At 64.4% G+C, this 17,891-nt stretch carries 17 protein-coding genes and 1 pseudogene; 8 read left to right on the top strand and 10 right to left on the bottom strand.

The window, feature by feature from the left end:
- Positions 1-39: 39 nt before the first annotated feature.
- Entirely contained in the window at positions 40-1,074 is a 1,035-nt protein-coding gene (locus tag NL532_RS04145; RefSeq protein ID WP_023671698.1) for an aspartate-semialdehyde dehydrogenase, read from the bottom strand.
- A 422-nt stretch (positions 1,075-1,496) separates the two neighbouring features.
- On the opposite strand from NL532_RS04145, the gene NL532_RS04140 reads away from it, so the two are divergent.
- The 4 genes from NL532_RS04140 to NL532_RS04125 all read left to right on the top strand — a co-directional run bounded on the left by NL532_RS04140 (position 1,497) and on the right by NL532_RS04125 (position 5,455).
- Complete coding sequence (locus tag NL532_RS04140) at positions 1,497-3,338, top strand: DEAD/DEAH box helicase (protein ID WP_023828756.1); 1,842 nt, start codon at positions 1,497-1,499, stop codon at positions 3,336-3,338.
- A 324-nt stretch (positions 3,339-3,662) separates the two neighbouring features.
- Positions 3,663-4,385: a DUF805 domain-containing protein gene (locus NL532_RS04135; RefSeq protein ID WP_023740120.1), complete on the top strand. Its 723-nt coding sequence runs from the start codon at positions 3,663-3,665 to the stop codon at positions 4,383-4,385.
- 193 nt (positions 4,386-4,578) lie between these two features.
- The gene (locus NL532_RS04130; RefSeq protein WP_023821938.1) at positions 4,579-5,007 is read left to right on the top strand and encodes an SRPBCC family protein; all 429 of its coding nucleotides are present in this window, start codon (positions 4,579-4,581) and stop codon (positions 5,005-5,007) included.
- 70 nt (positions 5,008-5,077) lie between these two features.
- The gene (locus NL532_RS04125; protein WP_023671693.1) at positions 5,078-5,455 is read left to right on the top strand and encodes a MarR family winged helix-turn-helix transcriptional regulator; all 378 of its coding nucleotides are present in this window, start codon (positions 5,078-5,080) and stop codon (positions 5,453-5,455) included.
- A gap of 8 nt (positions 5,456-5,463) precedes the next feature.
- On the opposite strand, the gene leuB is transcribed toward NL532_RS04125, so the two are convergent.
- From leuB to leuD, 5 genes are all read right to left on the bottom strand, one after another.
- Complete coding sequence (leuB, locus tag NL532_RS04120; protein WP_023732861.1) at positions 5,464-6,567, bottom strand: 3-isopropylmalate dehydrogenase; 1,104 nt, start codon at positions 6,565-6,567, stop codon at positions 5,464-5,466.
- 148 nt (positions 6,568-6,715) lie between these two features.
- Positions 6,716-7,066, bottom strand: a complete 351-nt coding sequence (locus NL532_RS04115) for a VOC family protein (RefSeq protein WP_023671691.1) — start codon at positions 7,064-7,066, stop codon at positions 6,716-6,718.
- Between the two features lie 13 nt (positions 7,067-7,079).
- Positions 7,080-7,463, bottom strand: coding sequence for a RidA family protein (locus tag NL532_RS04110; RefSeq protein WP_023828757.1), 384 nt, complete (start codon positions 7,461-7,463; stop codon positions 7,080-7,082).
- 285 nt (positions 7,464-7,748) lie between these two features.
- Complete coding sequence (locus tag NL532_RS04105) at positions 7,749-8,672, bottom strand: Ivy family c-type lysozyme inhibitor (RefSeq protein ID WP_023683819.1); 924 nt, start codon at positions 8,670-8,672, stop codon at positions 7,749-7,751.
- A gap of 64 nt (positions 8,673-8,736) precedes the next feature.
- A complete protein-coding gene (gene leuD, locus NL532_RS04100) occupies positions 8,737-9,342 on the bottom strand; it encodes a 3-isopropylmalate dehydratase small subunit (protein ID WP_023730275.1) in 606 nt (201 codons plus the stop codon).
- A 166-nt stretch (positions 9,343-9,508) separates the two neighbouring features.
- On the opposite strand from leuD, the gene NL532_RS04095 reads away from it, so the two are divergent.
- Positions 9,509-9,934: a GNAT family N-acetyltransferase gene (locus NL532_RS04095; RefSeq protein ID WP_286487885.1), complete on the top strand. Its 426-nt coding sequence runs from the start codon at positions 9,509-9,511 to the stop codon at positions 9,932-9,934.
- Between the two features lie 146 nt (positions 9,935-10,080).
- A pseudogene (locus NL532_RS04090) lies at positions 10,081-10,575 on the top strand (DUF72 domain-containing protein); the annotation flags it as partial.
- Positions 10,576-10,949: 374 nt separating this feature from the next.
- Here the strand turns inward: NL532_RS04090 and NL532_RS04085 are convergent.
- From NL532_RS04085 to NL532_RS04070, 4 genes are read right to left on the bottom strand one after another with little or no spacing between them, the layout of a single operon-like run.
- Positions 10,950-12,116 carry an NAD(P)/FAD-dependent oxidoreductase gene (locus NL532_RS04085; RefSeq protein ID WP_023828759.1) on the bottom strand — a complete coding sequence of 389 codons (1,167 nt, stop codon included), beginning with the start codon at positions 12,114-12,116 and terminating at the stop codon, positions 10,950-10,952.
- A gap of 30 nt (positions 12,117-12,146) precedes the next feature.
- Complete coding sequence (locus NL532_RS04080) at positions 12,147-13,742, bottom strand: HAMP domain-containing sensor histidine kinase (RefSeq protein ID WP_023826848.1); 1,596 nt, start codon at positions 13,740-13,742, stop codon at positions 12,147-12,149.
- On the bottom strand, positions 13,730-14,425 hold the full coding sequence (locus tag NL532_RS04075) for a response regulator transcription factor (protein ID WP_023826847.1): 696 nt from the start codon (positions 14,423-14,425) through the stop codon (positions 13,730-13,732). The genes NL532_RS04080 and NL532_RS04075 overlap by 13 nt, the downstream gene beginning before the upstream one ends.
- A gap of 4 nt (positions 14,426-14,429) precedes the next feature.
- Positions 14,430-15,956, bottom strand: a complete 1,527-nt coding sequence (locus tag NL532_RS04070) for a DUF4153 domain-containing protein (protein WP_023828760.1) — start codon at positions 15,954-15,956, stop codon at positions 14,430-14,432.
- 651 nt (positions 15,957-16,607) lie between these two features.
- Here NL532_RS04070 and NL532_RS04065 point away from each other — a divergent pair.
- The gene (locus NL532_RS04065) at positions 16,608-17,504 is read left to right on the top strand and encodes an HpcH/HpaI aldolase/citrate lyase family protein (protein WP_023829856.1); all 897 of its coding nucleotides are present in this window, start codon (positions 16,608-16,610) and stop codon (positions 17,502-17,504) included.
- Between the two features lie 39 nt (positions 17,505-17,543).
- Entirely contained in the window at positions 17,544-17,750 is a 207-nt protein-coding gene (locus tag NL532_RS04060) for a DUF1737 domain-containing protein (protein ID WP_023673921.1), read from the top strand.
- The last annotated feature ends 141 nt before the right edge of the window (positions 17,751-17,891 follow it).

Below are 17,891 nucleotides of genomic sequence, written 5' to 3'. Positions count from 1 at the left end.
GCCGAAGGCCGAACCCCGTGAGCGAAAACAAACCAGCCGTCAGGCCGCCTTCTTCTTCGGCTGGATCAGGCCGCGCTCGACCAGAAGCTCGGCGATCTGCACCGCGTTGAGCGCCGCGCCCTTGCGCAGATTGTCGGAGACGATCCACATCGACAGGCCGTTGTCGATGGTCGAATCCTCGCGGATGCGCGAGATGAAGGTGGCGTCCTCGCCGGCCGATTCCAGCGGCGTGATGTAGCCGCCATCCTCGCGCTTGTCCAAGACCTGGCAGCCTGGCGCTTCGCGCAGGATGTCGCGCGCCTCGTCGGCGGTGATCGGCTTTTCGAACTCGATGTTGACGGCTTCGGAATGGCCGATGAACACCGGCACGCGCACACAGGTCGCCGTCAGCTTGATCTTGGGGTCGAGCATCTTCTTGGTCTCGGCGACCATCTTCCACTCTTCCTTGGTCGAGCCGTCGTCGAGGAAGACGTCGATATGCGGAATGACGTTGAAGGCGATGCGCTTGGTGAACTTCTTGACCTCGACGCCATCGGCGACGAACACCGCGCGGGTCTGTGTAAAGAGTTCGTCCATGCCCTCCTTGCCGGCGCCGGATACCGATTGATAGGTGGCGACGACGACGCGCTTGATGGTGGCGACATCGTGCAGCGGCTTCAGCGCCACGACCAGCTGCGCCGTCGAGCAGTTCGGATTGGCGATGATGTTCTTGCGGGTGAACAGCGAGATCGCATCCGGGTTCACTTCCGGCACGATCAGCGGCACGTCCTGGTCGTAGCGGAAGGCCGACGAGTTATCGATGACGACGCAGCCCTGCTTGCCGATCTTCGGCGACCACTCCTTCGAGACGTTGCCGCCGGCCGACATGATGCAGATGTCGGTGTCGGAAAAATCATACTGGTCGAGCGTCTTGACCTTCAGCGAACGGTCGCCGAACGACACTTCGGTGCCCTGGCTGCGCCGCGAGGCCAGCGCCACGACTTCGCTTACCGGAAAGCCGCGCTCTTCCAGTATGTTGAGCATTTCGCGACCCACATTGCCCGTGGCGCCGACTACCGCAACCTTGAAACTCATCAGAAATCTCCTGTCCCTCTCCGCTTGGTTTTTGGAGAAAACCCGCCGGCCAATGCGGGTTTCGTCCCCCAGGCCGGACCCGGGAGAGGGTGGTTAGGCCAAGGGAATCACACCGTTTTGGTGGTGGTTTTGGCCATAGTTTTGCTGGAACGGTAAGACGCGCCAACGCGCCCGGCCCCATGATTGTGGCCGGGGAAGTCGAATGCAAGAAGAGCCATCAGAAGGCCGCGCATCGAAAATGATCCCGTTCGATGCCGGCTTTTACGCGGTTTGCGTCAGGAGTCAATTGCGGGAGGCACACGCCTGCTCTGTACAATAGCGGCCGCAAGAAGTACGAACGCCCAAATAGTGTTTGGCTGGCGTGCGTCAGCCCCGGCATGTGCTCCATGATGAGCCCAGACCCTGAATTCCGAAAGAGTGAGATGTCCAATTTCGAAGCTATTGTTCCTGCGCTGGCAGAGGCGCTGGAAAAACGCGGCTATACCGAGCTGACGCCGGTGCAGAAGGCGGTGCTGGAGCTCGGCGAGTCCGACGCTCTGGTGTCGGCGCAGACCGGCTCCGGCAAGACCGTCGCCTTCGGCCTCGCTTTGGCGCCGACCCTTCTGGGCAGCGCCGAACGTTTTGACCAGGCTGGCGCACCGCTGGCGCTGGCCGTGGCGCCGACACGCGAGCTCGCTCTGCAGGTGATGCGCGAACTGCAATGGCTCTACGCGCCGACCGGCGCCACCGTCGCGTCCTGTGTCGGCGGCATGGACATGCGCTCCGAACGGCGCGTGCTGGAGCGCGGCGCCCACATCGTCGTCGGCACGCCCGGCCGCCTGCGCGACCACATCACCCGCAACTCCCTCGACATGTCGGCGCTGAAAGCCGTGGTGCTGGACGAGGCCGACGAGATGCTCGACCTCGGCTTTCGCGAGGACCTCGAATTCATCCTCGATGCCGCACCGGCTCAGCGCCGCACGCTGATGTTTTCGGCCACCGTGCCGCGCTCGATCGCCACGCTGGCGCAAGGCTATCAGCGCGACGCCGTACGCATCTCGGCCGGCGGCGAGGAAAAGCAGCATCTCGATATCGAATACCGGGCGCTGAATGTCGCCTATCCCGACCGCGAGAACGCCATCATCAACGTGCTGCGCTTTTACGAGGCGAAGAACGCGCTGGTGTTCTGCAACACCCGCGCCGCCGTCAATCATCTGACGGCACGCTTCAACAACCGCAATTTTTCCGTCGTCGCATTGTCGGGCGAGCTCAGCCAGAACGAACGCACCCACGCGCTGCAGGCGATGCGCGACGGACGCGCCAAAGTCTGCATCGCCACGGATGTCGCCGCGCGCGGCATCGACCTGCCCAATCTCGAACTGGTCATCCATGCCGATCTGCCGACCAATCCCGAAACGCTGCTGCATCGCAGCGGCCGTACCGGCCGCGCCGGCCGCAAGGGTGTCAGCGCGCTGATCGTGCCCAACGGCGCCCGCAAGCGCACCGAGCGCCTGCTGCAGAATGCAGGGCTGAAGGCGACATGGGCGAGCCCGCCCTCGGCCGACGACGTGATCAAGCGCGATGACGAGCGCATCCTTGCCGATCCAGTCTTCGACGAGCCGGTAGCCGAGGACGAGCGCGGTTTCGTCGACACGCTTCTGGCCAGGCATGGCGCCGAACAGATTGCGGCCGCCTTCGTGCGCCAATGCCGCGCCAGCCGCTCGGCGCCCGAGGAGCTTACGGATGTCGCACCGTTCACGCCTTCGCGTGACAAACCGGCGGGCGAAAAATTCGAGCGCCGCGATGAAGCGCCAAGCCGGCGCGACGACTTCGGCGACAGTGTCTGGTTCTCGCTGTCGATCGGGCGCAAGCAAAATGCCGAGCCGCGCTGGCTGATCCCGATGCTGTGCCGCACCGGCAACATCTCCAAGCGCGAGATCGGCTCCATCAAGATGCAGCAGGATGAGACCTACGTGCAGATCGCGGCCGACTGGGCCGATCGCTTCCTCGCCGCCGTCGGCCCCGACAAGAAATTGCAGGGCAACATTGCGGTGAAGCGCCTGGACGGCACGCCCGACCTGTCGCGGGCCGGCTACCAGGCGCCGAAGCCCGACAAGAAGCCGCATCGCGGCAAGCGCCCGTTCGAGGCGCCGCAAAGCGCACACAAGCCGAAATTCGAGAAGCGGGAACGGCCCCCCGGCGATGCAAAGCCTTGGGCCGGGAAACCGAAATTCGACAAGGCTGGACCGCCGAAGAACAAGAAACCGAAGAAGCGGCCGGTTTGAGGCTCTTATCGGCCAATTACAGATGCAGGCGCTGCCCCTCATTGCCCTGCCGGGCGTTTCTCCCCGTATAGTGACGGGGAGAAAGGGCTGACCGCAGCCTTGGCGCTCTCTTGCAACGTTGGCGATTGGCGGAATCGTCGATAACAGCGACCCCTCTCCCCGCCACTATACGGGGAGAGGATGCCGGCAGGCAGGTGAGGGGCAGCGCCAACGCACCGGAAAATAAAGCAACTCATGCCTGAACCGTTCGCCCTCCATTTCGTCCACCCCCTTGCAGTCCGCCGCAACTTTGAACAGTCTGTGCCTGCACGGGGGCGAGGCTAAATGCGCGGCGAAGTTCTTCACTATGACGAGGCCCAGGGTTTCGGCTTCATCACCGGGGCGGACGGCAACCGCTACACCTTCGCGCGCGAGGATCTGCGCCGTGATACCGTGATCGCGAACGGCGCTGTGGTCGAGTTTCTGCCGGCAAGCGGTCAGGCGCGCGACGTTTTTTCAATCCGCGCCCAGCCCGCCAGTCCCGCCACCGCTGCGCCAGCGGCAAGCGCCGCGCCGCCCAAGGCGGCTGCCGGTTCAGCCGCCCCACAGCATTTCGGCCGCCTGGCGGAAGACGGCGCGGTTCGCGATAGCGGACTGCCGGGTTATTTCTGGCGAGGCGTGACGCGCAACTACATCAACTTCGCCGAACGCGCCCGCCGCAAGGAATTCTGGGGCTACTGCCTGTTCTGGACCGTCAGCTTCATCCTGGTCGGAATTGCCGGCGCCCTCGCCGACCAGGCCGTCGGCAATTTCGATGCCGGCAACTGGCCGATTGTGATGATCGGCGTCTGGGGGCTGTTTTGGCTAGCGACGTTCCTGCCCTGGGTCGGGCTCGTCGTGCGCCGCTTGCACGACATCGGCCTGACCGGCTGGCTGGCAATACCTTACTTCGCAATCACCTTCATGTTCGCTCCGGCTACGCTGATCCTCGCGCTGATACTCGGATTGATCCCGACCCAGGCCCACGAAAACCAGTGGGGGCCGGTGCCTGGAGGAGGCGGAGCCTAGACCCGCACCAAGAAATGAGCAGCCGGCTGTTTGCGGACAGCCGTGCTATAACAATGGCTTAGGTCGCAGCCGGGAAGGCAGCTGCTGTTTTGACCGAACGAACGAAATATTTCTCTTGCCATTTAGTCTGTGCATAGATAATCTGTGCAATCATCAAATCGACGATCGAAAACGGATGATGGAGCCAAGACAAATGTGGACCAACGAGTACACCGCAATTTCCCCCCTTTCGGCGCAGGCCATCTGGAACGCGCTCAAGGCGCTGCACGAAGGCCGCCTCACCTACGAAGGGTCCGATACCTTCGTGCTGCACGGCCCGTTCGCCAAGGGCACCCGCGTCTCTGTAACGCCCGTCGGGCAGGACACCTTCGAATCGACGATCGTCGACCTCGTCGACGCTGTAACCTATGCCGACGAGACCTCGTTCGGCGACACGAAACTGCTGTTCAGGCATACGCTGACGCCGGTCGAGGGTGGCACTCAAGTGACGCATCGCCTCGAGATTTCCGGCCCATCGGCCGCCGAGGTCGGACCAGAGCTCGGGCCGCAGATCAGCGGCGATTTCGACACTTCGATGGCCAAACTGTTCGAGCAGGCAAGGGAGTTGGCGAACGGTGGCTGATCGGGGGGATCTGCAAACGCGCTTCAGCGGACCATCCGAGAGCCCCGGCTTGTTGCTCTGGCGAACCACCATGCGCTGGCAGCGCGTCATGACGGCGGCGCTGGCCCCGCTTGACCTTACGCATGTCCAGTTCGTGCTGCTGGCTTCGGCGATGTGGCTCGGCCGCTATGGCGAGCCGCCTAACCAGGTGCAGCTCGCCGCCCAGGCCGGCACCGAGGTGAAGATGACATCGGACGTCGTCGCCCGGCTCGAGGCAAAGGGACTGATTGTGCGGGACACCAACCCGCGGGATTCCCGCGCCAAGGTGATCCGCGTCTCCACGACGGGGACGGCCGCAGTCCAGCGCGCTATCGTCGCCGTCGAAGCCGCCGACGCTGCTTTTTTCTCAGCCGTGGATGAGGCGCAACTCGTCGGCCTGCTGAAACGGCTGGCCGGCGAGATCCGCTGAGTCGGCCGCTAAGCCAGGAACTTGGCGATGATGGCATCGCCCATTGCGACAGTGCCGACTTCGGTCATGCCCTCGGACAAAATATCCTTCGTCCGCAGCCCGTCGTCGAGCACGGCGGCTATTGCGCCTTCGAGCTTGTCGGCCTCATCGACCATGCCGAAGGAATATCGCAGGCACATGGCAAACGACGCGATCATGGCGATCGGGTTGGCGATGCCCTGGCCGGCAATGTCGGGCGCCGAGCCATGCACCGGCTCGTACAGCGCCTTGCGCTTCTTGGTCTTCACATCGGGCGCGCCGAGCGAGGCCGACGGCAGCATGCCGATCGATCCGGTCAGCATGGCGGCGATGTCGGACAGCATGTCGCCGAACAGATTGTCGGTGACGATGACGTCGAACTGCTTTGGCCAGCGCACCAGCTGCATGCCGCCGGCATCGGCCAGCATGTGGTCGAGCTTGACGTCGGCATAGCGAGTCTTCTGGGTCTGGGTGACGACCTCGTTCCACAGCACGCCGGATTTCATGACGTTGCGCTTTTCCATCGATGTCACGTGGTTCTTGCGCGTGCGCGCCAGCTCGAAGGCGACGCCCGAAATCCGCTCGATCTCGAACGTGTCGTAGACCTGCGTGTCGATGCCGCGCTTCTGGCCGTTGCCGAGATCGATGATCTGCTTCGGCTCGCCGAAATAGACGCCGCCGGTAAGCTCGCGCACGATCAATATGTCGAGGCCTTCGACCACCTCCTGCTTCAGCGAAGAGGACGCGGCCAGCGCCGGATAGCAGATGGCGGGCCGGAGATTGGCGAACAGCTCCATATCCTTGCGCAGCCGTAGCAACCCGGCCTCGGGACGCACCTCGTAAGGCACCTTGTCCCATTTCGGCCCGCCAACGGCGCCGAACAGAACCGCATCCGCAGCCATCGCCTTTGCCATGTCGGCGTCGGAAATCGCCGCGCCATGTGCGTCGTAAGCACAGCCGCCGACCAAGCCTTCATCAGTGGCAAAACCGCTGCCGAGCTTTGCGTTCATGGCCGCGATCAGCTTCTTCACCTCGGCCATCGCCTCGGGGCCGATGCCGTCGCCGGCGAGCAGGAGAAGATTTTTCGAAGCCATGGAGAACCGTCCGATGCTGTTTGGAGAAACCGCGGCCTTGCTAAACGCCAAGAGCTTGCGGCGCAAGGGGATGAAGAACGCTACGGCGGCGCCCGCCTCTCAAGACCTGGGTTCCTCGCCGTGGCCAGAGGCGGGGGAGAGGAACAAATCACTTGTGCGACAAAATATTCACCAACCGGCCGAACGGATCGCGCACATAAAACCGCCGTACGCCCCACGGCTCGTCGGCCGGACCGTATTCGACGGCAAAGCCGGCGGCCTTCATGCCTTGCAGCGCCGCATCGACATCGTCGACCTCGATGGAGAGGTCCGGCACCGGCGTGCCGGAGCCGCCCTGGGCCATGAAGCTGATCTGCACCTGCATCCGTTCGTCGGACCCGTAGGTGACGATCCAGCCCTGATCCATCAGCACATCGAGGCCAAGCACGTCCTGATAGAAGCGTTTCGCCGCCGCCGCGTCCTGCGTCCCGATATTGGCTACGATGCGCCGGACCGTCATGGCTTTGGCCTCCTCAAGCCGTGCGCCGCAGCGCCGTGACTTCGATCTCGATCTTCATTTCCGGCTTGTTGAGCTGGCACACGATCATCGTCGCCGCCGGCCTGATCTCGCCGAAAGCCTCGCCGAGGATGGGGAAGACGACGTCCACGATGGCCCGGTCTGTGATGTAGTAATGCGCCCGCACCACATCGGCCATGTCGAAGCCGCCATCCCTCAGCGCCTCGGCGATGGTCGCCAGACAATTGCGCGTCTGCGCCTCCACCGTTTCCGGCATGGCCATCGTCGCATAGTCATAGCCGGTGGTTCCCGAGACGAAGCACCAGTCGCCCTGCACCACCGCGCGCGAATAGCCGGCGGTTTTTTCGAAGGGCGAACCGGTGGAGATGAGTGTGCGCATGGAGCCTCGCTGTGGTTTCGGACACTTTGCAGGGAAAGGGCCGGCCAGGCCATGGGCCAAGTCAGGTGCAAATCTTGGTCGTCGGCGGGACAGCACCCCCCTCTGACCTGCCGGCCATCTCCCCCTCAACGGGGGAGATTAGCAGTTCGGACGCCTTTCTCGCTTTCCACATTTGCGATTGGCGAAAGCCAGAGTGACGTCTGATCTCCCCCCTTGAGCGGGAGATGCCCGGGATCGCGACGGAACAAGCATGAACACCGAGTGTTCGCCGCGCTGCCGCGAACCCTAGTTCCCCGACTCCTGCGCCTTGTCCATTGCTTCCTTCACATCCGCAGGCCAGGTCTTCACGTCAGGCCACGCCTGCGGCTCGCCATTGTCGCCGCGCCGGGCGAAGTAGAGCGTGTGCTTGGCCGGGTCGACCGCCATGAAACCGTCATTGCTGCCGCATGCGTGCGGCACGCAGCCGGTGGCGTAGAAGGCGCCCGACGCCGTCTTTTCGGTGCCGCCGCCGACCAGCAGGCTGGTCGCCATGTCGGGCATGGTGTCGCCGAGTAGCGTCTGCGCCGCCTTGTAGACGGCCTCATTGTGGAAGGCGTCGATGATGTTCTGGTATTTGGCCGGATCGACGTCCTTCCAGTCCGTACCCGGCTCCGGCGCGTAGGTCAGGTCGCCCGAGATCGTCAGCCCGTCGCTGGGCGACCATTGAAGCGCTTGCTTCGTATCGCCCGGCAACAGATACGGCACGAAATAGATGGCGTTGTCGGCCACCGCCGCCGGCGGCGCGCCGCATTCGTCCTGTTCGACCTTGAGGCTTTGTATCTCGCCGCCTTCCGGCTTCCAGACGATGACCTTGGCCGGGCCGCACTGGTTGCCGCCGTCGCCGACATCGACCAGCGCCACGTCGACGCCGCCGACCTTGACTGTTCTGTCGAAGAACACGTCGTAATTGCTGGCCAGCTGCTTGCCGTCATAGGCCAGCACCTTTTCGCCATCCTGCTCCGGCTGGGTGATGGTCAGCTGCCCGCCCTCGAACGGGACCGGCCCCTGGCTGTCATCGTCCGCCAGGGCCGCATTGCTCGACGCGCCCGGATCGGCGGCGGACGGATCTTCTGCCGGCACGAGGACCGTGTCGGTCTGTGCTTGCGCGCCGGCCACCGGCATCAGCATCCACGCCAGCGCGCAGGCGCCGGCAAGAAGAAAACGTGTCATGACTGTCCCCTCCGTTCAGCCGCCACGAACCCGGCTTTGTGGCGGCCGGGCCATCTCGTACCACTCAGGCCCAAGGACGCTCGGCAGCGTTCTTCTTCTCGAACGAGGCGATGGCGCCGGCCTTCTCCATGGTCAGGCCGATATCATCGAGACCGTTCAGCAGGCAGTGGCGCTTGAAGTCGTCGAGGTCGAAGGTGACCACGCCGCCATCCGGTCCGCGGATTTCCTTGGCCTCGAGGTCGACCGAAACCGTCGCATTGGAGCCGCGCGAGGCGTCGTCCATCAGCTTCTCCAAGTCTTCGGCGCTGACGGTGATCGGCAGGATGCCGTTCTTGAAGCAGTTGTTGTAGAAAATGTCGGCGAACGAGGTCGAGATGACGCAGCGAATGCCGAAATCGAGCAGCGCCCACGGCGCGTGTTCGCGGCTCGAACCGCAGCCGAAATTGTCGCCGGCGACCAGGATCTGCGCCTTGCGGTAGGCTGGCTTGTTGAGCACGAAGTCGGGGTTTTCCGAGCCATCGTCCTTGTAGCGCATTTCGGCGAACAGGCCGCTGCCGAGCCCGGTGCGTTTGATCGTCTTGAGATAATCCTTGGGGATGATCATGTCGGTGTCGACATTGACGATCGGCATCGGTGCGGCGACGCCGGTGAGCTTGGTGAATTTTTCCATGGCTTTTGCCCGTTCTTGATCGATAATTCGTTGCGTCAGGGTTTGCTGGCGCCCGGTTTACACAAAGCCGCCGGCAAATAAAAGGCAACTGTTGGTGCGCGGCCCGATCGAAAGATCGACGCGGCACTGTCTTTAAAACCGGCTGCCGCTGGTGCACCTTACGCCCATGACCGCACAATCGAAGATTATCTATGCCAGGGAGCCTGAGCTCGACGTCGCCGAGTTCCGCCGCGTGCTGGTCGAATCCACGCTCGGCGAAACACGCCCCGTCGATGACGACGCCCGGCTGCAGGCGATGCTTTCAGGCGCGAACCTGGTGCTCACGGCGCGGCTCGACATCGAAGGCAGGCCGCTGATCGGCGTTATCAGGGCCATCACCGATTTTTCCTGGGTGTGCTACGTCTCAGAGCTCGCCGTGTCGCAATCGGCGCAAGGCGGCGGCATCGGCAAGGGCCTGATGGACGAGGCCCGCCGGCAGCTTGGGCCTTCGGTCGCCATCAGCCTGATCTCGATGCCCGACGCCGTCGGCTTCTATGAGCGTATTGGCATGACGCGAATGGCCGACGCGTTCTGGTTCTCCCGCGAGGGCTGACGCGCGTCGGGCGCAATTGCCGATCGGGTTGGGCAGTCAAGGCGGGCAAGGTTCTCGGGCAATGCGGAACGGTGTTCAGGACCCCGCGGAACAACGCCTGCCGGCACCGCCCTTGACCCGCGCTTCATCCGGTCCACATCCCCAGCATGGGAAATCGCCGATCTCTCATAGGCACCGCCGGCTGGGGAATTCCGTCTCGATACAAGGCTGACTTTCCGCAGCCCGGGTCGCATCTCGAACGTTACGGAAAACGCTTTCCGGTCGTCGAGATCGACACCTCGTTCTACAAGCCGCACCGCCGCGAGACCTATGAGCGCTGGGCGCACGCCGTGCCGGAGCACTTCCGCTTCGCGGTCAAGGCACCGAAGAGCATGACCCATGAGCATCGCCTCGCCGATTGCGAGGGGCTGACGGAGGACTTTCTCGGGCAGGTCGAAGGTCTCGGCGAAAAGCTGAGCGTGCTTCTGGCGCAGCTGCCGCCAAGCCTGCCCTTCGAGCCGGAGGTCGCCGGCGGTTTCTTCGACATGTTGAGCAAGTGTGTCCGGGCAAGGCTGGCATGCGAGCCGCGCCATCCCAGCTGGTTCGGCGCCGAGGCGGACGCACTGCTGGCCGGTCACCAGGTCGCACGGGTCGCCGCCGACCCGGCTTCGGTTCCGGAGGCAGCAGGGCCGGGTGGCTCGACCGGTTTGCGCGGCAAGTGGAAGCAGCGGCCGCTTCCGGTGCCGAGGTCTGGGGCATTTTCGACAACACGGCCGCCGGGCATGCACTGGGCAACGCGATGGCTGTCAGTGCGATGGTTGCTTAGAATCTCGCGGGACAGCACCCCCCTCTGGCCTGCCGGCCATCTCCCCCGCAAGGGGGGAGATCAGATGCCGCGACCGCTTTCGCCAATCGCCGACGTTGCAAGAATGGCGCCTTCGCCGAAGCTGCCAATCTGCCCCCTTGCGGGGGAGATACCCGGCAGGGCAGAGGGGGGTGGGCGGGAACTCGACAGAGCGATCCTATTCCGCCCGCCTCAAATCACATTCAATTCCCGGAACGCCCTTCCCTCGGCCACTCTGGCGTACCCGAACGCCGAGCAATCCACGGTCCGATACCCGCCATGCACCAAAAGCTCCGCCAGCGCCTTGCCGACGGCCGGCGCCTGCTGCAGCCCATGCCCTGAGAACCCGTTGGCGAAGATGAAATTCTCGACCTCGGGATGCGGTCCGATCACCGCGTTCTGGTCGAGCGTGTTGTAGTCGTAGTGGCCTGCCCAGGCGCGGGTCGGCTTGATCGCCTCGAAGGCGGGGATGCGGGTTGCCAGCACGGGCCAGATCACCTCTTCGAACAGCGGCCAGTCGACGTCGAAATCCCGGGGGTCGGCGGGGCCATCGCCCTCCTCCAGCTCGGCGCCGCCGGTGAGATAGACCGAGCCTTCAGGCCGGACATAGATGCCGGATGGGTCGACCAGCAGCGGCATGTCGGCGTATTTTGCCCGCGCCTCGAAGACGAAAACGTTGCGCTTGCGCGGCTCGACGGGCAGCACGAGTCCCGCCATGCCGGCCACCTTGCCGGCATTCGGCCCGGCGGCATTGACGACGATGCCGGCTTGCAGTCTTTCGCCGTTGTCGAGGTCCACGCCGGTGACGCGGTTGCCCTGCCTCTCGATGCCGGTGACGTCGGCGGCGATGAAATCGATTTGTCTGTCGCGCAGCGCCTTGCGGAACAGCGTCAGCATCGCATGAGCGTCGAACCAGCCCTCGCCGCTGCGGCCGAAGGCGCCGGCGCTGATGCCTTCCGTCGACAGCCACGAAAAGCGCTTTGCCAGCTGGTCGGCATCCTCGAGCAGAATGTCGGCGCCCTCGGCGACCTGTGCTTGGTGGTTGGCTTTCAGGATCGGCAACCCGGCCTCGCCGGCCAGGATGAGATAGCCGCCTTCGCGAAAACCGATATCGGCGTCGGTGCCGAAGGTCTCCTTCAGCCGCCGGAACAGGTTTAGCGTGAACTGCGACAGCCGGATATTTTCCGGAATCGAGAATTGCTGACGGATCGAGGCCATGGACAGCGTCGTTGCCGCATGGGCGAATTGCGGGTCGCGTTCGATCAGCGCGATGGAGCCGGAAAAGCCTTCCTCGCGAAGGTAGTAGGCGACCGAGGAGCCGACGATGGCTCCGCCGATGATGACGATGTCGTAGCGCACGTTTTTCTCCGATCCGGCCGCCGGCATCCTTCATGCCCCCGGCACAATGATCTCGAAGCGCGTGCCGCGCCCGGAGTCAACCAGCGCGATCGTGCCATCATGCGCTTTCAGGAGGGCCAGCACTATGCCGAGGCCCATGCCGGTCCCGCCGGATTCGCGCCGCGTGGTGAAGAACGGCTCGAAAATGCGCGCCCTGTTGCTCGGCGAAATGCCGGCGCCATCATCGCTGATCGCAATCGTCACTTTGCCGTCGGCGCTGGCAGCCGCCAGCAAAACCTGGGTCGCGCCGTGCCTGGCGGAATTGTCGATCAGGTTGGCAAGCACGATCGCCGCATTCTCGGCCGAGATGCGCAGACCGGTTTCGCCGCCCGTCTCGATGGTCACAGCCAGCCTGCCGTCCACCGGCAGCAATGCCAGCGCCGCATCGAGCGATGTGCTTTCGCCGCTCGGCGCCAGGTTTTCCGCGCGCGCCAGATCGAGCAGGCGCCGTACCAGCAGATTGAGCCTTCCGGCATCGTTGACGATGTTGCCGGAAAACCGCTTGCGCTCTGCCGCGTCCATCGCCTCGCCGGAATCGCGCAAGAGTTCGGCCGCGCCCTGGATCGCCGTCAGCGGCGATTTGAGCTCGTGCGAGACATGGGTGGCAAAGGTCTGGATCGAGTCGGAGCGCGCCTGCAGCTTTTCCGCCATGTCGAGAAAGGCCGCGGACAGCTCGGCCATTTCGCGCGTGCCGTGATGGTCGAGCGGCCGGATCGCGTCGCGGTCGCCGGCGGCGATGCGCCTCGTGCGCTCCATCAGCGCGTAGATCGGCCGGCTCACGGTGCGCAGGAACACCAGCGCGATCACCAGCGTGCCAGAGAGCATGGCGATGGCCGCCAGCGTCACCTTGCCGCGTTCGCCATAGAGATGCTTGACGATGTTGTTCGGCGTTCGAGACAGGTAGATCACGCCGGCGACATGGCCGTCGACCGCGATCGGCATGGCGACAAAGACGCGAACTTTCGTGCCGCGGCTGACCGAATAGAGGGGCGGTGGCGGCTGGTCGGGAATTCTTTGTCTCAACACGCTGGCGTAGTGGCCGGCAAGGGCGGTGCGCACCTCTTCGACATTGGCCAGCGATAGTCCGACCTCGTCGCGCCCTGCAATGACAACGCCGCGCGGATCGAGCAGCCGGAAGCCGGCCAGCGTGGTTTTTTGCGTCGTGTCGAGAATGCCGGACAGGCTGGCGCCGATCGCCGCGAAGGCTGGATCGATGGCCGCGGCGATGCCGGCGGGTCGGGTCGGCAGCAGGTAGTCGGAAGCGAGATCGAGGCTCGGCTCGATCGGCTGGTAAGGCGAGTCGTCGCCGCGGCTGGCATCGCCGCTGTCAGCCTGCATCGGCACCCCTAGCTTCTCCGGGGCAATGGCGGCGTCACTGATATTCTGTGCATAGATGGCGGCGATGACGGCGCCTTGCGCGATCAACTCGCCCTCGGTCTGGCGGATCAGCTGGTTTTCATAAAGCCGGAAGAAGAACAGGCCGACCAGCGGCAGCGCCAGCACCATGATGAGGATGGCGAGAACCACCGTGGCCAGCCTTGGCCGCCATTTGGTGCCGATCCATTTGGCGTCGCTCAGGCGCCGCATCGGCCGAGCCGGAAACCGACACCATGCACGGTTTCGATGGCGTCGAGACAGCCCGCCGCCGCCAGCTTGGCGCGGATGTTGCGGATGTGGCTATCGACGGTACGGTCGGCGACGTGGATGTTGGCGGCATAGGCGCTGGCGACCACCAGGTCGCGGCCCAGCACATGCGCCGGCCGCGCCAGAAATCCCCTGAGGATCGAGAACTCGATCGCCGTCAGCGCCAGCGCCTTGCCGTCGAAACTGGCTCCGTGGCTGGCCGGCACCAGGCTGAGCTTGCCATGCGCGAAGTTTTTGTCGTCGGCCGGGTCGGGCGCCACCGGGCGGGCGCGGCGCAGGATAACGTTGACGCGCGCCACCAGCTCGCGCGGGCTGAACGGTTTCGTCACATAGTCGTCGCCGCCCATTTCGAGCCCGAGGATGCGATCGATCTCCTCGTCTCGCGCCGACAGGAACAGTATCGGCACATCGGAGCGCTGCCTCAGCCGCCGGCAGACTTCCAGCCCGTCCATCTCCGGCATGCCGATATCGAGCACGACGAGGTCGGGCTCGCGGCCTTCGATCGCCTGCAGGGCGGCTGCGCCGTCAGCGACGGCCTGCGTCTTCATCCCGGCCCTCTCCAGCGCAAAGCAGATGATCTCGCGAATGTGCGGATCGTCGTCGGCGACCAGGATCTGATGCGGCATGGATCTAACGGTCCGGCACTGAAGGTTGCGAGGGCTGGGTAGGTGGAGGAAGCACGAGCGGACCTCTCTTGTCGAGAACCTGCACGAGCCTCCAGCCGCGAAAGCTCCAGGCGCGCCACTGCTTCTGCTCGGCGATAGTGTCGTCGATCATCATTTGATCGGCCAGATAGGTGGTTTGGTTTCCGAATTGGTGCATGTAGAGGCGGTCCAGCGCCGGCATGGCGGCAGCGCCGAGCGAGCGCAGATATTCGGTATCGATAGGCGTGCCGTCGCCGGTCATTTCAAGGGAATGGTCGACATTGAAATTGGCGATCGTTGCGGCGAAGTTGATGAAGCAGCAGGCATAAAGCGTCGCCGATAGCGTCGCAAGATTGGCGGAGAGCAGCCATTCGTTGGATTTTCCAACCGCGATGCGGGCAATGATCAGTGCAAGCCCTGACGCCACCAACCCCATCCAGACGAAGGCGGCGATGCGCCAGTAGGTCAGTGCATAGACGCCGATATAGAGATCGAGCCTGAGAATCGACGAGATGACCAGCACGATGTTCTGCGCCACCCAGGCATAGACCAGCCGGCGGATCAGCGGATCGCCTGAGGTTTCGCTGCCCGGCCGCAGCGCCGCCAGCACGAAGCCGGCGGCCAGCAGCGCGGTGGCGATCAGTGGATAGGCGCCGCGATGCGCATAGGCGGCATAGCTCAACCCGTCCGGCAGGGCGACCCCACCCCAGAGATAGGCTGCGTCGAGCCCGGTCTGCAGCGCAAACAAGGCGTTGAAGACGATCAGCGCGCGCAGGATCGCGGCCTTGCCGAAGACGACGGCCTCGATCGTTGTCGCTGGTTTAGTCGCGGCCGGTGCGGCCACGGCTGCAGGCGGCGTCAAAGGTGGAAGGCGGCGCGGGAAACGCGGCAGGCGAGGCCGCAGGAAAGCCCAGACGCCGGCGATCACGAACAGCCAGAAGACGATCCGCGCCAGTTGGATGAGATCGAGCAGCTTCATCAGGTCGATCAGCGACAGCCAGTATTCGATGACCGGATTGGCGGCGCCGAACAAGAACAGGAACACCGCGCCCAGCGTCACCGGCATGACCCAGACGATGATGGACGCCAGGCGGATGCGGCGGCCGCCAAGCCGGCGCACCGTGCGGCGCCATTGGAAAAAGTCACGGATAAGGCGCAGCGGCGCCGCCAGCAGGAACAGCGCCACCTGGCCGGCAATGCGGGCGATGCCGTGCCGTAGCCGCCCGGACAGGGACAGCGCAAACACCACCAGCGCCACGACAGCTATCGCCACCGACAGCGGGCTGACGTTCTCGGCCAGCGGCAGCAGCGCGACGAACAAAGCGGCCGGCTTGAGCCAGGGTCGGGTGGAATTCAGCGCGGCAGGATGCACAGCGACCACCGCGCCGGCGATCAGGATGGCAAACAGCAGCACCGTGATCCCGGCGGGCTGGCCGTAAAAGAAAAAATCCGCCAGCGCCACGAGCAGGACGGCGATGCCGAAGCGGCTGGAAAAGCTTGCAAACGATGTCATGCGCGGATTTTCCTGATGGGCTGGGTCCGCTCGGCCGGTGGGCGGATAAAAGGGAGCAGGCTCGCTTCCAGGTAAGGGCGGGCCGCCGCCCGGGGCGGATCGACCAACCACCAGCTTTCGCTGCGCAGGCGATAGGGCAAGGACCAAAGGTGAGCGTTTCGCTGTTGCATGCCGCTGTTGTCGCGGGCTCGCATGGAAACGGCGGGGCGGAGCGGAGGAGGTTTTCCGCAGGGATGTGCAGTTTTCGTGCAGGACCTGCGCTTACGGCCGGGGCGCTCCCCCCCATCTTTCCGGACGTTGGCGCTGTCCCAGCCAGGCTCCTTTCCTCTCCCTCCGGAGGGGGGAGAGGTGGCTCGGCGAAGCCGAGACGGAGTGGGGGAACCACCTGGCAGTCGCCGCGAACGGACACAGGAAGGGCATTCGGTGCAAACATCGCCTCGCCTTGCGCCCCAAGGGTCGACATCCACTCCGTCGACCCCCACTCCGTCGAGCTTCGCTCGACACCTCTCCCCCGATCGACGGGGGAGAGGAAAGGCCCCCTTCCGCAACTGCTGCGGGACGGGCGGGGCAGCGCAAGCTTTCGCAGTTGGCTCGTCATCAGGTACCGGTCGGACGCTTGCCTCCCCCGCCCCCACGCGGCATAGATCGGCCATGACAAGCGAACCTTACCGCCCGCGCCGCTCGGTGCTTTACGTCCCCGCCTCCAATGACAAGGCGCTGGCCAAGATCGCGACGCTGGCCTGCGATGCCGTGATCATCGACCTCGAAGACGCCGTCGCGCCCTCAGACAAGATCGCCGCGCGGGACAAATTGGCCGGCATTTTCGCCAGCCGACCAGTTGCCAATCAGCATGGGCGCCGCTGCGAAATGATCGTGCGCGTCAACGCGCTGTCCAGCGAATGGGGCAACGATGACCTGCTCGCCGCGGCGAAATTCGAGCCCGACGGCATCCTGTTGTCCAAGGTCGCCACGCCGCGCGATATCCTCGAAGTCGGCGACGTGCTCGACGATAATTTTGCCCCCGACAGCGTCAAGCTCTGGGCGATGATCGAGACGCCCAAGGCCATGCTCAATATCGGCGCCATTGCCGAACTCGGCCGCGACCCGGCCTCGCGCCTAGCTTGTTTCGTTGCCGGAACGAACGATCTGGTCAAGGAAACCGGCATTCTGGCGACGCCTGATCGGCGCTACCTCGTGCCTTGGCTGATGCAGATGGTGCTGGCGGCGCGGGCCGGCGGCATCGACATGCTCGACGGCGTCTCCAACGATTTTCGCGACCTCGACGCGTTTGCGCGCGAATGCACGGAAGCCGCTGCCATGGGGTTCGATGGCAAGACGCTGATCCACCCCGCCCAGATCGAAACCGCCAACCGCGCCTTTGCGCCCGCGCCCGAAGCTCTCGCCGAGGCGCGCGCGGTGAAGGATGCCTTCGCCTTGCCGGAAAATGCCGGCAAGGGCGTGATTGCTCTGAACGGCAGGATGGTCGAGCGGCTGCATCTGGCGCAGGCCGAGAAATTGCTGGCGAAGGCCGCCGCCATCGGCGCATGATCCGCCCCGAAAAGACGAACTCACGACAGGATCTGACCCATGAGACTTTACCGCTTTTTGTCCGCCCCCGACGATTCAACCTTCTGCCACAAGGTCACCGCGGCGCTGAACAAGGGCTGGCACCTGTACGGCTCACCGACCTACGCCTACGACAAGAAGACCAAATCGATGCGCTGCGGCCAGGCGGTGGTGAAGGATATCGACGGCCAGGAATACGGGCCGGATACCAAGCTGAGCGACTGGTAGGCTTTGCCAGGCACGGACGCAGGCTGTGTCGAGATTCAGGTCAGGCCGAGCCGAGAACAGTGGTTTCCGAGAACCGGAGCGGAGCGTACTTAAAGTACGCGAGCACCGGAAGCGCAGGAAGCTGCCGTTCGCAGGCCGGCT

This window comes from Mesorhizobium sp. C120A (assembly GCF_030323105.1).
In the GTDB taxonomy this organism is placed as follows: Bacteria; Pseudomonadota; Alphaproteobacteria; order Rhizobiales; family Rhizobiaceae; genus Mesorhizobium.
This window is presented reverse-complemented; position numbering and strand designations above follow the sequence as displayed.